Here is a 12,528-nt window from a genome sequence, read left to right on the forward strand (position 1 = left end):
CTAAAATTAAAAATGACATAAACACGAAAAGTGTTAAGCTACAGCTTCACTGTGGCAACCGAAAAATGGAATCTGACGCCGCGCCACTCATTACAGGCGCACTCGGCTGATGCAACCAGGCCTTTTTTTGGCTGAATCGTTGGAGATATTGTTGGTTGTTGTTGTCGGTAGATAAGCAAATGCGGAGGGGCCCAATGCCCGAGGCGGAGTTAACAATAACGCGGAAGGTAAAGGCAAAGGAAAAAGTGCCGGCAAAAGAAGTTGCGAAGATAAATGGACCGATCAAGCGGCGGCGCAACAAGCGCTCCGAGAATACCATCCAGACCATTTTCGACGCCGCCGAGCAGGTGATCCTGGTGTCCGGCGCGGAGCGTGTGTCCATACTGGACGTCTGCAAGGTGGCGGATATTTCCCGGGGTACCTTTTACCGCTACTTCTCCTCCCAGGATGAATTGCTGGATGCCTTCTCCAAATTCAAGCGGGATCGTTTCCACACGTCCCTCACAGTAGCACTGGCGCCTTTCAATGACCCGGACGAACGCTTCAATGCGCTAGTCAACTATTTGAACAAGTACCTGGAGCAGGGGCGGGCGCGAAAGTTATTGACGGTAGCGCCGCAGTACGCCATGGGTTGGTTTAACCGCATTTTTCACGACGCCATCGAACGTTTTCAAGTGGATTTACGCATCGTTTTCGATGCCTGGGATGAGCGCCTGGGGGTGGAGCTGGATCGGGAATTGATCTGCGAATTTTTGATTCGCTACATTTTGAGCGAGCAACTGGTGAAGTCGACGCCACAGCGGCGCCGGGCACTGCCGAAAAAAATTCGCCGTATGGTACAGGCGATGGTCATCGCCCATCGATTATAGAGTACTAGACTAGGCGCCATTCATAAACGTGTCTATGTCTCCCTCGCTGGCCGGGATCCAGTGCTCTGGTGAGCCGAGGTTCCGTGTGCTGCAAGGTCATCCCCGCGCAGGCGGGGATCCAGTGAGTACTCGAAATCTATAGACGCCGGACTGTCACCTGCGCGGAAATAACGGTAAATAATAGCCTAGCCCCTCCTGCAGTTTGACCGTTGGTAAAAGGTAAACACTCTTCAGTTGCGTCGCAGCTGTGGTTCAATTGAGCCCCGATTTTTTACAGAGATAAAAACAATGCCTACATCTGCCGACTATGACGTTGCCATCATTGGTGGTGGCCACAACGGCCTTACCGCGGCTTGCTACCTGGCCGCCGAAGGAAAAAAAGTTGTGGTGATCGAAGCGCTGGATAAAGCCGGTGGCATGTGCAACTCCGGTTACACACTACCGCAAGCGCCACAACATATGATTCACCCCTGTGCCCTGGATTTGATGTCACTGCGGGTGCACCCCATGGTGCCCGATGAATTGCAGCTTGCCCGCCACGGTTTTCGCCAGGAGCGGATGCTGCCCGGTTATGTGTTCCTGCATCCCGATGGTTCATCGCTGGTGTTTGGCAGTACGCCGGAAGAAACTGCCGCAGAAATACGCCGCTACTCGGCCAAAGATGCGGAAGAATTCCTCAGTTTGATGCAAGTGGTCAATGCCTTTGTGGATATGGCACTGCCGCAGATGCGGGTCGATCCGGCGCGCTTTAATTTCGGCGCCAAGATGGCCTCGCTGGGTGTGTTGTTGAAAAACCTCAAGCTCAAGCCGGAAATTATGGGGCTGGTTAGCAGTCCGGCCTACACCACCATCATGGAGCGCTTCGAGCATCCTGTGACCCAGTCGGCACTGTGCTGCCTGCTCGGTGCCGCCGGCCCCATTGCCAATGAGGGCACCGGAATCTATTTTGTCCTGCTGGGGTTCGTGCAACGCTTTGGGCTCGGCCGTTCCATCGGTGGTATGCAGGCGTTGAGTGACGCGTTTGTCGGTCGCCTCAAGGAAGTGGGTGGCGAACTGATGTTGTCTACCCGGGTGGAGGAAATCGTTGCCGAGGCGGGTAAAGTCAAAGGGGTGCGCCTGGCCGATGGCCGCATGCTCAATGCCAAAGCGGTAATTGGTGCTATCCACCCCAAGCCGGCGCTGGAAATGGTGACGGCCGGGGAGATTGAGCGCAAACTACTGACCCGGGTCGCCCTGGCGCCCGCCAACTCCCACGGTGCCGCACCGGTCAAGGTGGACGTCGCACTCAAAGGTCAAATCAGCTACAAGCGCCACGAGGCGCTGCGTGGCGACGGTGTGAGTTTCCGCAAGAGTGGTATTATTTTCGGCACCGCCGAGGCGGTGCTGGATAATTTCAAGTGCGCGGCACGGGGCGAAGTATCAAAGCTGCCTTACCAGTGGATTACCGCGCCCACGGCCATGGACCCCAGTCAGGCCCCGGAAGGCCAGGATGTGGCCTATCTCTACCCGGTAGCCATGCCGGTGCACCCCACCGAGGGCTGGGATGCGATCCGGGACGAGGTGGCGCAAATGCTGATCGACCAGGCCGCCGAGTATATGGACGGCTTGAAGGAGCACGAAATTGCCCGCAATATCGACGTGCCCATGGATTGGGAGAAAAAATACAACGTTCACAATGGCTGTGTGGTGCATATCGATACCATGCCCTCCCGCTCCGGCGGTATGCGCCCGGCGGCCGGGCTGGGTGGCGATACCCTGCCGGTAGCAGGTCTGTACCTGGGTGGTGCTGGCATCGCACCGGGTGGCGGGGTCAACGGCTTGCCCGGTCGCATTACCGCGGCGCGGGTGTCGCGCTACTTGAAAAAGTAATTGCCACGGGGCGTGCAGTCAGGCGCGCTCAGTGTTTTTCCAGGGCGTTGAGAATCAGGTCGGCGATGTAGGTCTTCCAGCTTAGTGGTGCCTCATTGTCGGTCGGGTCAAAGCCCCCGACCGCGGATATGAGGTAGCGGCTGGTGAAGGTGCCACTGATCATCAGCGCCGCGGTCGCGAACACATAATTGGGCGGCATCCGATCGTGGAACAGGCCTTCATCGACACCGCGCTGGATGATATCGGTCATTTTTACGGTCAGTAGCGGGCCCATATCCAGCACACGGTTGCGAGGCGTGTCGTGATTGTCGTGGTAGCGAATACCTTCGGTGGCCAGGGAGGCCAGCGCCGGGTCCTGCTTGAATTGGTCAAACATCTGGTAGAGCATGGAGCGCATGGCCTCTCGGGGCGGCAGGTGCTCCAGGTCCAGCTGTGCCAGCTCAGTCATGGCGTGGTAGGAGGACTCGTCCAGCACGCAGGCGAACAAGTTGTCTTTGCTCAGGTAGTAGTGGTAGATCAGTTGCTTGGTGACGCCGGCCGCTTCGGCGATGGATTGAATATGGGCTTTGTCCAAACCCTTGTCGGCAAACTCCGCGCGGGCCGCGTCCAGAATACGCTGCATGGTTTCTACCTTGCTCGAGGACTTGGTTTGCTGGACTTTTTTGGTCATGAATTATTTCCCGCTATGGCCCGGCCCATTGGACCCGCTGTCAAACTTGAGCGCATGCGTTGCGCCGGTCGTTACTCTACCATAGTGACTTGATGCTTCATATGCGGTGTGCCTTTTCTTGCCACCTCTGCTTGCAAGGCAGCAACTCGGTGGAAAAGTGCATCAATAATAAATACCCAGAGGAACGACCAATATGACCAAGCCTGCTGCTCTCGATATCCCACTGAAAGCCTCCTACAACGTCGTCTCCCAGACCTACAAGGGCACGGACATCGACATTCACGAAGTCTGCGAAGCGATGCGCAAGAAAACGCCGATTTACGAGGGCGATTTTATTGCCCAGTTTGGCGTGCCCACCAATGCTGGCCTGGCCCAGGGGACCAAACCGACCTTTGCGGTGTTTAACTACGACGATGTCATGACGGTATTGCGCGACGCGGACACCTACACCAGCGGCTTTATTTTAAAAGGCTTCGGCGCCGCTTTTGAAGGCGGGCTGTTTATCCTGGGCCTGGACGGCGAGCAGCATCGCAAGGTGCGTCAATTGCTGCAACCCGCTTTCGTGCCGGCCACGGTGAATAAATGGCGCGGCAAGATGGATCGGGTGATTCGCGAGGACTTCCTCCAGCCGCTGGTGGCGGACAAGAAAGCCAACCTGATGGATTTCGGGCTCTATTTTCCCATTCGCATTATGTATTCACTGATGGGGTTTCCCGAGAATGACCCTGAGCAGTACAAGCAGTTTGCCTCCTGGTCACTGCTGATGGCCGGTGCCAACCAGATTGATCCGGACAAAATCGACGAGGCCAAGCGCCTGGGTATGCTGGCAGCGCAGGGCCTCTACGACGCCATTAAAGAGGTGGTGGTCAAGCGTCGGGAGGAGGGCGCCGAGGGCGAAGACCTGATTGCCCGCTTGCTGCGTGCGGATAACGAAGGCCAACGTCTCACCGATCACGAAGTGGTGACCTTCGTGCGTTCCCTGCTGCCGGCGGCGGGCGAAACCACCACTCGCACCCTGAGCTGCATCCTGGTGATGCTGTTTACCACCCCCGGCCTGCTCGAGCGGGTGCGCGAGGATCGCAGTTTGATTCCGCGTTTGATCGATGAAACAGTGCGCTACGAGCCGATTGCGACCTTCAAGGTACGGGAGACCTCCCGCGAGGTGGAAATGCACGGGGTCAAGATTCCCAAGGGCTCCTTTGTGCAAGCGATGGTGGTGTCGGCTAATCGCGACGAAAAAGTATTTGAAAACCCCCATGAATTTAACATCGACCGCAAGGCGCGGCCGTCGTTTGGTTTCGGTTTTGGACCACACATGTGCATTGGCCAGTTTGTTGCCAAGCTGGAACTCAATTGCGCCCTGAACGCGATGCTCGATCTGTACCCCAATATGCGCCTGGACCCGGACTATCCGGTGCCGAAGATTGAGGGCGCCCAATTGCGCGGGGCCTCCGAAGTGCACGTCATCTGGGATTAACCGGTTTTATTTTGAAAAACATAACAAGGGAATAACTGCATGCGCTATTTTAAGAATGTTCCACCGCGGGGAGACTTTGCCTACCAGTGCCTGGTCGGCCCGCAAAAAGTCAGTGGCGCCAAACTCGCCGACCTGCGCGACCATTTCGGCCTCAAGCTGACCAAACACATGCCGTTCGGCAGCATGCGCGACGAGGAGGGCCACATCTACTCTCTGGCGCGGGCCCTGAATGCGCCCAACAGCACGCCCAACCCGACCAAGTTCATGTACCTGAACACCCGTCTCGACAACAAGAATATACGTATCGATACGGCGAAAATGGAAGGCCGGGCCACGACCATGTTTCCAAAGCGCTGGCTGCAGGATGATACCGCACACTGGTCCAACCTGGACGGCGAAGAGGGCGCCGGCTGGCAGATTTCCGCCTCCGGCGAGCGTTTGAACTGGCGCGAGGATGGCTTGCTGGAGATCTCCGGCAAGCTGCTCGGCGAGGGTTTTCAGTGGTATTTGCCGGGTGAAGACTGGGGCACCTTTTACGTATCCCAGGTGTACGATGTGGCGGGTGAGTGCGAAGGTCGCAAGGTCAAGGGCTTCATTGCCCTCGACCAGGCCTGGATGGCCGAAGGTGGCGCCATTCACTACCAGAAGGACCTGGTGGTAAACAACAAAATGCATGTGCTCTGGTGGACCTTTGCCACCATCTACAAGGACGGTACCTGGGATCTCGGCTCATTTATGGTGGGACACGACAACCTGGGTTACGCCATCTTCCAGAACGAGAAGGGTGAAATTCGCTGCACCACCAACATCGAGGGCGAGGTGCGGCACAAGGATGGCAGTTACTTTGCGGAAAGCGCCTGTGTGGAATTGGAAAACGGCGAAAAGTGGGAGTTCCTGCCCGATGCTCGCGGCGAAATGATCGATTTCGTCGGTGGATTCCCGATCACCGCCCAGCAGGAAGGGCGCTGGCGCCGGGTGGGGGATACCCGCGAACCGGATCGCTGGATCGCCTGGGGAGAGTCCGATCGCCGCAACGGCTCCGCCCGCAATGTGCGCGGCAGTGACCTTTAACATCCGTCAATTGGAAGGAGAGACAGCAATGAGTGCAGCAACGGCAGAGACAATAACCGCGTTTATTCACCAGCAGGTTGCCTGCTGGAACGCCGGTGACAAGGACGGCTTTTTTCAGAGTTATCGCGCTATCGCCACCGGCAACCTGACCATTGAGTATGTGGGCAAGCACAGCGGTGACGGCTGGCCGATCCTGAAAGGGATGTGGGAGCAAAACCAGCCCAAGATCGATATTGAGGAAGTGGAGATGATCCTCAACGGCAACGAAGTCGCCTGCCACAATCGCAATAAACTGAAAGGCAGCGACCTGGCCATTGAGACCATCGAAATCTACCGTTTCGAAGACAATGGCGACCTTCATATCCGCTATTTTATTCGCCAGCCGGGCTAGGAGCCTGTCGGACTTAGGGTTGCCCTGCTGCGAAAAAGCCGAGTTTGGCCATTTTTTAACCATTTTCTCGTTAAATAGAACCACTATTCGCCTCAAAAATGGTTAAAAACTGACTCAAATCGGACTTTCTCTCGCTACGGGCACCTAAGTCCGACAGGCTCCTAGGGGTCGCAGAGCCGGAGCCCTCCTTCATTTGCCGGGAAACCGGTCGAGGGTGGCCGGCATTTTTTAAATTAAACATAATTGCAAAAAGTGTTACATTTATATAGGATCAAGTGCGTGATAAGACCAATAACGCATCCCGAGCTTGCCTATGCCGCGTATACCACCCCTGCCTGAAACCCTGATAGACGCTGAACTCAAGTCTTCTATTGCGGAGGCTCGCGCCGAGCGGGTCCTGAGTTCTACCTTACCCCTTGAAGTTTGGGCGCACCGTCCACAGACCGCTTTACCCTGGCTGCAGGCCATGCGCTCCTTCTATCGCGACAGCCTGCTCGACGACCGTTTACGCGAATTGGTGCGTTTAAAAATAGCCTCCATTACCCGCTGCCAGGCCTGCCAATTGGCCCGCAAAAGCGAGGCAGTGAGCGAGCTTGATATCGCCTGCCTGGCCTCCGACAGCGACCAGTTCTCGCCCCGCGAACAGGCGGCGCTGCAATTTGCCGAACTGTTCGCCGCCGATCACCTGGCCATTGGCGACCAGCACTTCGCCAGGCTGCGGGAGCACTTTTCCGACCCCGCCATCGTCGAACTCAATCTGTTTTGTGCACTGATGCTGGCCGGGGGGCGGGCGACATTGGTGCTGGATGCGTTCGAGGACCGTACCTTCGAGGACAGCCAGTGAGCCCTGGATCGGCGCCGGCCGCTGTATTCCGGCGCACACTTTTGGCACTGGTGCTGTGCCAGGTGGGCCTGCACGCCTGTATGCACGGCATGCGGGTGGCGGTGCCATTGCAGGCTCTAGCGCTGGGTTACAGTGCCATGACCGTGGGGGTGCTGGTGGCCATGTTTGCCATTGTTCCGGCTCTGCTGTCGATCGCCTTTGGTCGCTTTACCGATCGCGCTGGCTATCACGCCCCGGTGCGCCTGGCGGCGGGGCTGTCCATTACGGCCGGCGTATCCCTGGCGCTCAGCGAGTCGCTGTTCGCGCTCTGCCTGGGGGCGGCCTGCAGCGGTGCTGGCTCCGGTTTCGGCATGATCGCCATACAGCGCACGGCGAGCAAAATGGCCACGTCCGGGGCCAGTCGCCTGCAGGTGTTCAGCTGGATTGCCCTGGCACCGTCGGCGGCGGGGCTGCTGGGGCCGCTGCTGGGCGGCAGTTTGATCGATATCTATGGCTACCGTTACGCCTTTGCCGCATTGGGCAGTTTGCCGCTGCTGACCCTGTTGCTGTCACAGTTGGTGCCGCGCGAAACCAGCGGCGGCAGCGGCGACCGAAAAGCAGCGCCGCGGGGACGGATTCTGGATTTGCTGGCCCAGGGGCCGATGCGACGCTTGCTGTTTATCAACTGGGTGGTGGTGGCGAGCTGGGATGCTCACGGTTTTGTCATACCGATCCTGGGCCACGAGCGGGGCTTTAGCGCCACTGCGGTAGGTGGGGTTTTCGCCGCCTTTGGCGCCGCCTCTATTGTGGTGCGGCTGCTTATTCCGCTGCTGTCGAGGTGGTTGTCCGCCCGCCTGCTGATGCAGGGTTCGGTGGCGCTGGCAGCGCTGGCATTTGCTATCTACCCGCTGCTGCCATCGGCAGGGGCGATGGCCATGTGCGCATTTGCCTTTGGCCTGGCGCTGGGCGCGGTGCAGCCGTCGATACTGACGACATTGCACGATGTCACCCCCGGCGATCGGCACGGGGAGGCGCTGGCCCTGCGCTCCACCTTCACCCAGTCTTCCATGCTGGTGATGCCGCTGCTGTTTGGCGCTGTTGGTGCATCCCTGGGGGCCGGAGTCCTGTTGTGGGTGATGGCGGCGTTGCTGGGGGCGGGCAGCTGGCAGGTGCAGCGCCTGTTTGCGCCCACCACGGCGGCGCTTGCCAGCGCAGATTTGACCGAAGGTCAAAAGAACTAGGCTCGATTTAAGTTGAACATAAATAACGAAAGTGTTTAAATAAGTTTATCGATAACACGGTTGCCCACGCTCCCCAGGCGTTCCGCGAGAAGTACCTTGTGAAAGTCTCTGGTGACAGTGCGTAGGCGATAATAATGAATAACTCTGGAGAGAGTCCGATGACTGCTGAATCCGGCAAGGGGCTGGAGCAATCCTTCGCCAATGTGGCCGACAACTATCGCGGCCAGGACGTAGATCTTTACGCCGTATTTCGGGAGATGCGTGCCAAATCTCCGATTATCGCCGAAGATTTCATGAGCAAGTACGGGGTACCCAATATCGCCGGGTACGACCCCGACCGCCCCACCTTTACCGTTTTTCGCTACCACGATGTGATGAACGTGCTGCGCGACGCGGAAAACTACACCAGTGGCTTTATCGCCAAGGGCCTGGGTTCGTTTGTGGATGGCTTGATACTGACCGGTATGGATGGCGAGCAGCACAAAAAAGCCCGGGCGCTGTTGCAGCCGGTGTTTATGCCGGCCGTGGTGAATAACTGGAAGGTCAAAGTGATGGACCCCATTATTCGCAGCGAATACCTGGCGCAACTGCAGCCGCAGAAAAAGGCCGATTTGATGGAGTTTGGCCTGCACTTTCCGGTGCGCCTGATCTACTCCCTGATCGGTTTTCCCGACGACGAGCCGGAGCTGGTCAACCAGTACGCGGCCTGGGCACTGGATATCTTGTCCGGCCCCCAGGTCAATCCGGCCAATGCCGCGGCGGCCCGGGAGCGCGCGATGACCGCTTCCAAACACCTGTACGACTCAATCATTGAGCGGGTTCGGGCGGTGCGCGCCGCAGGCAGCAAAGGCGATGACCTCATCAGCCGCATGATTCATGCCGAGTACGAAGGACGCGCCCTCGACGATCACGAAATCACCACCTTTGTGCGCTCACTGTTGCCCGCCGCTGGCGAAACCACCACTCGAACTTTCGGTTCGTTGATGGTGTTGCTGCTGGAGCGCCCGGAGCTGCTGGAGCGCGTGCGCCAGGATCGAACCCTGGTGGCAAAAGCCGTGGATGAAGTGATTCGCTTCGAGCCGGTCGCCACTTTCAAGGTGCGCCAGGCCGCCCGCGATTTGCAGCTGGCCGGTATGAATATTCCCGCCGGTGCGATGGTCCAATGTATTGTAAGTTCGGCCAACCGGGACGAAGAGGTGTTCGAAAATAGTGAAACATTTGATATCGATCGCAAGATGAAACCGTCGTTTGGTTTTGGCTTTGGCCCGCACACCTGCATTGGGCAATTTATTGCCAAGGCGGAACTGCAGGTGGCGCTCAACGCCGTGCTCGATCTTTTTCCCAACTTGCGTTTCGACCCGGAGCAGCCGCGGCCGGTTATTACCGGTGCCCAACTGCGCGGCCCGCATTCGGTGCCAGTAGTGTGGGATTGATGCTGCAGGCCGTGCAGAACGGATTAACTGAACTTAAAAATTAAAGCATAAACCTGAATCATAAAACTGAATTATAACAACGGGGTGAGCGGTTACCCCGACCAACCCCCAGACTCCAAATTAGGAGGAGCCAACAAGATGAAATTAGATGATGTAGTACTTGTCAGTGTTGACGATCACGCGATTGAGCCCCGTGGTGCGTTCGACAAACACATGCCGGAGAAATTCAAGGGTCGCCAGCCGAAAGTCGAAAACCTGAAGGGCCGCGATGTTTGGGTATTTGAAGGCGATGCCACCGGCTATATGGGGTTGAACTCCGTGGTGGGTCGACCCAAGGAAGAGTACGGTATGGAACCGCTCGGCTACGAGCAAATGCGCCGCGGTACCTGGGATATCAAGGCTCGGGTCGACGATATGAACGCCAATGGCGTATTGGGCTCCCTCTGTTTCCCAACCTTCCCCGGCTTTGCCGGCCAGCGTTTCCAGAATGTGCCTGACAAGGCGGTCAGCCTGGCGGCGATTCAGGCCTACAACGACTGGCACCTGCACGACTGGTGCAATGCTGCCCCCGGCCGCTTTATGCCGCTGATGATCATCCCCTGGTGGGACCCCCAGGCGGCCGCGGCTGAAATCAAGCGCATGGCAGACCAGGGCGTACACGCCATGACCCTGTCTGACAACCCGACTGTGCACGGCTACCCGTCCATTCACAACGACCACTGGGATCCCATCTGGAAAGCTTGTGCCGACAACAAGGTAGTGATTTGCTGCCACATCGGTACCGGCGTCAAGGCTGCCCACGCCTCCGATGAATCGCCCATCGATGCCTGGATTACCTCCATGCCCATCGCTATCGCCAACTCCGCGGCGGACTGGTTGTGGGCGCCGATGTGGAAAAAGTACCCGGACCTGCGCATGGCGCTGTCAGAAGGCGGTATCGGTTGGATTCCCTACTTCCTGGAGCGGGCTAATTTTACCCACAGTCACCACAACACCTGGACCAACTCCAACTTCAATGGCCAGCAGCCCAGTGATTTCTTCAACAAGCACATCATCACCTGCTTTATTGAGGACGCATTCGGCCTGCAAAACACCGACAAGCTGAATATGGATATGGTGACCTGGGAGTGTGATTACCCGCATTCCGATTGCACCTGGCCTCATTCCGCCGATGTGTTCTGGGAGCAGGCCAAACATTTGTCTGATGAGTTGATCGACAAGATTTCCCACAAGAATGCCATGCGCGAGTTCTCCTACGACCCGTTCTCAATTCTCGGTAAAGAGAACTGCACCGTTGGCGCCCTGCGTGCACTGGCGAAAGATGTCGATACCGAACCGTCCCAGGGTATGGGTGGCGCGGCACCGAAGCGCGATGCCAACAAGCCCGTCACGTCCGGTGACATCAACAAGATGTTTGCCGAGGCGGACGCCGGTACCGCGCTGTAAAGTCGCACTTCTGGTTGTTCCCGGCCCGGTGACCCCCTCGACGGGTCGCCGGGGTTCAAACATCCTGGTAAAAGCGGAACGATTTTGATGTCCATAGATCAATTTAACTACACTCGCATCCCCGCGGATGCCGAACTGCTGCGCGCAGAAGTCCGGGAATTTTTAAGCCAGACACTGGCGGACTTTCCGGCCGTGCGGCGGGCGGATTCGTGGATGGGGTTCGACGCGGAATTCAGCTGTAAACTCGGCGCCCGTGGCTGGGTGGGTATGGCGTTGCCAAAGCAGTACGGCGGCGCCGATGCCAGTGCCTTTGCACGCTATGTGGTGATTGAAGAGCTGCTGGCGGCGGGCGCGCCGGTGTCGGCCCATTGGTTCGCCGACCGCCAGAGCGGGCCCCAGATTTTACACTACGGCACCCAGGCGCAGCGCGATTTCCACCTGCCGGCCATCTGCCGCGGTGAGCGCTATTTTTGTATTGGCATGAGCGAGCCTGGGTCCGGTTCCGACCTGGCCTCCATTAAGAGTCGCGCCCGGCGCGAAGGCGACAAGTGGGTTCTCAACGGCCAGAAAGTCTGGACCACCAATGCCCACCGCGCCCACTACATGATCGCCCTGGTGCGCACCAGTGACAGCGACAACCGCCACGGTGGCATGTCCCAGTTTATTATCGACCTGACTCTGCCAGGCATCACTGTGCGGCCGATTAAAGATCTGACCGGCAGCGAGCATTTCAACGAAGTATTTTTCGACAATGTCGAGCTCAGTGACGACGACCTGATCGGTAGCGAAGGCCAGGGCTGGCAGCAGGTGACTGCGGAGCTGGCGTTTGAGCGTAGTGGCCCGGAACGGTTCCTCAGTTCCATGGCACTGCTGAACACCCTGATCGAGATGATCGGTGAGCAGCCCGATCGGCTGCAGGCCCGGGAAATTGGTCGCCTGACTGCGCGTCTTTTCACCCTGCGCAATATGTCGCTGGCAGTTACCCGACAATTGCAGGAGGGTAAAAACCCGGCCTGGGCAGCGTCCTGTGTCAAGGATCTCGGCTCGGTGTTCGAGCAGGAAATCCCGGAAATTGCCCAGCTGTTGACGGAAACCTTACCCACCAGCAGTGGTGGCAGTGATCACGCCCGGGTGCTGGCCTACCTGATGCAACAGGCACCTTCGTTTTCCTTGCGCGGCGGCACTCGCGAGATTTTGCGCGGTATCATTGCCCGCGGCCTTGGCCTGCGCTGAGTTCG

General features: G+C 57.9%; 11 protein-coding genes. 10 read left to right on the forward strand and 1 reads right to left on the reverse strand.

Features of this window, described 5'->3' with window-relative positions:
* Nucleotides 1-245: 245 nt before the first annotated feature.
* Both G8764_RS13000 and G8764_RS13005 read left to right on the forward strand, forming a co-directional pair.
* A complete protein-coding gene (locus tag G8764_RS13000; protein ID WP_207951872.1) occupies nucleotides 246-869 on the forward strand; it encodes a TetR family transcriptional regulator in 624 nt (207 codons plus the stop codon).
* 288 nt (nucleotides 870-1,157) lie between these two features.
* Nucleotides 1,158-2,738 carry a phytoene desaturase family protein gene (locus tag G8764_RS13005; protein ID WP_166165089.1) on the forward strand — a complete coding sequence of 527 codons (1,581 nt, stop codon included), beginning with the start codon at nucleotides 1,158-1,160 and terminating at the stop codon, nucleotides 2,736-2,738.
* A gap of 28 nt (nucleotides 2,739-2,766) precedes the next feature.
* On the opposite strand, the gene G8764_RS13010 is transcribed toward G8764_RS13005, so the two are convergent.
* Nucleotides 2,767-3,408, reverse strand: a complete 642-nt coding sequence (locus G8764_RS13010; protein ID WP_166165090.1) for a TetR/AcrR family transcriptional regulator — start codon at nucleotides 3,406-3,408, stop codon at nucleotides 2,767-2,769.
* 193 nt (nucleotides 3,409-3,601) lie between these two features.
* Here G8764_RS13010 and G8764_RS13015 point away from each other — a divergent pair, with 193 nt between their 5' ends.
* The 8 genes from G8764_RS13015 (at nucleotide 3,602) to G8764_RS13050 (ending at nucleotide 12,523) form a co-directional block, all read left to right on the forward strand.
* Entirely contained in the window at nucleotides 3,602-4,885 is a 1,284-nt protein-coding gene (locus tag G8764_RS13015; protein WP_166165091.1) for a cytochrome P450, read from the forward strand.
* 39 nt (nucleotides 4,886-4,924) lie between these two features.
* Nucleotides 4,925-5,956 (forward strand): hypothetical protein, encoded by a 1,032-nt coding sequence (locus G8764_RS13020; RefSeq protein WP_166165092.1) that lies wholly within the window; start codon nucleotides 4,925-4,927, stop codon nucleotides 5,954-5,956.
* Between the two features lie 28 nt (nucleotides 5,957-5,984).
* Entirely contained in the window at nucleotides 5,985-6,347 is a 363-nt protein-coding gene (locus G8764_RS13025) for a nuclear transport factor 2 family protein (protein WP_166165093.1), read from the forward strand.
* Between the two features lie 313 nt (nucleotides 6,348-6,660).
* The gene (locus tag G8764_RS13030) at nucleotides 6,661-7,191 is read left to right on the forward strand and encodes a carboxymuconolactone decarboxylase family protein (RefSeq protein WP_207951873.1); all 531 of its coding nucleotides are present in this window, start codon (nucleotides 6,661-6,663) and stop codon (nucleotides 7,189-7,191) included.
* Nucleotides 7,188-8,411, forward strand: coding sequence for an MFS transporter (locus G8764_RS13035; RefSeq protein ID WP_207951874.1), 1,224 nt, complete (start codon nucleotides 7,188-7,190; stop codon nucleotides 8,409-8,411). Before G8764_RS13030 ends, G8764_RS13035 begins: the two co-directional genes overlap by 4 nt.
* A gap of 158 nt (nucleotides 8,412-8,569) precedes the next feature.
* Nucleotides 8,570-9,844 carry a cytochrome P450 gene (locus G8764_RS13040; protein ID WP_166165094.1) on the forward strand — a complete coding sequence of 425 codons (1,275 nt, stop codon included), beginning with the start codon at nucleotides 8,570-8,572 and terminating at the stop codon, nucleotides 9,842-9,844.
* Nucleotides 9,845-9,982: 138 nt separating this feature from the next.
* Nucleotides 9,983-11,290, forward strand: a complete 1,308-nt coding sequence (locus G8764_RS13045; protein WP_166165095.1) for an amidohydrolase family protein — start codon at nucleotides 9,983-9,985, stop codon at nucleotides 11,288-11,290.
* A gap of 87 nt (nucleotides 11,291-11,377) precedes the next feature.
* Nucleotides 11,378-12,523, forward strand: a complete 1,146-nt coding sequence (locus G8764_RS13050; protein WP_166165096.1) for an acyl-CoA dehydrogenase family protein — start codon at nucleotides 11,378-11,380, stop codon at nucleotides 12,521-12,523.
* Nucleotides 12,524-12,528: the final 5 nt, after the last annotated feature.

This window comes from Pseudomaricurvus alcaniphilus (genome assembly GCF_011440395.1).
GTDB classification, from domain to species: Bacteria; Pseudomonadota; Gammaproteobacteria; order Pseudomonadales; family Cellvibrionaceae; genus Pseudomaricurvus; species Pseudomaricurvus alcaniphilus.

Bases quoted from the DNA above. Each gene is read 5' to 3' on its own strand.
- G8764_RS13050 (WP_166165096.1), top strand. From the start codon at position 11,378: ATGTCCATAGATCAATTTAACTACACTCGCATCCCCGCGGATGCCGAA.
- G8764_RS13040 (WP_166165094.1), top strand. From the start codon at position 8,570: ATGACTGCTGAATCCGGCAAGGGGCTGGAGCAATCCTTCGCCAATGTG.
- G8764_RS13005 (WP_166165089.1), top strand. From the start codon at position 1,158: ATGCCTACATCTGCCGACTATGACGTTGCCATCATTGGTGGTGGCCAC.
- G8764_RS13020 (WP_166165092.1), top strand. From the start codon at position 4,925: ATGCGCTATTTTAAGAATGTTCCACCGCGGGGAGACTTTGCCTACCAG.
- G8764_RS13015 (WP_166165091.1), top strand. From the start codon at position 3,602: ATGACCAAGCCTGCTGCTCTCGATATCCCACTGAAAGCCTCCTACAAC.
- G8764_RS13045 (WP_166165095.1), top strand. From the start codon at position 9,983: ATGAAATTAGATGATGTAGTACTTGTCAGTGTTGACGATCACGCGATT.
- G8764_RS13030 (WP_207951873.1), top strand. From the start codon at position 6,661: ATGCCGCGTATACCACCCCTGCCTGAAACCCTGATAGACGCTGAACTC.
- G8764_RS13025 (WP_166165093.1), top strand. From the start codon at position 5,985: ATGAGTGCAGCAACGGCAGAGACAATAACCGCGTTTATTCACCAGCAG.
- G8764_RS13010 (WP_166165090.1), bottom strand. From the start codon at position 3,408: ATGACCAAAAAAGTCCAGCAAACCAAGTCCTCGAGCAAGGTAGAAACC.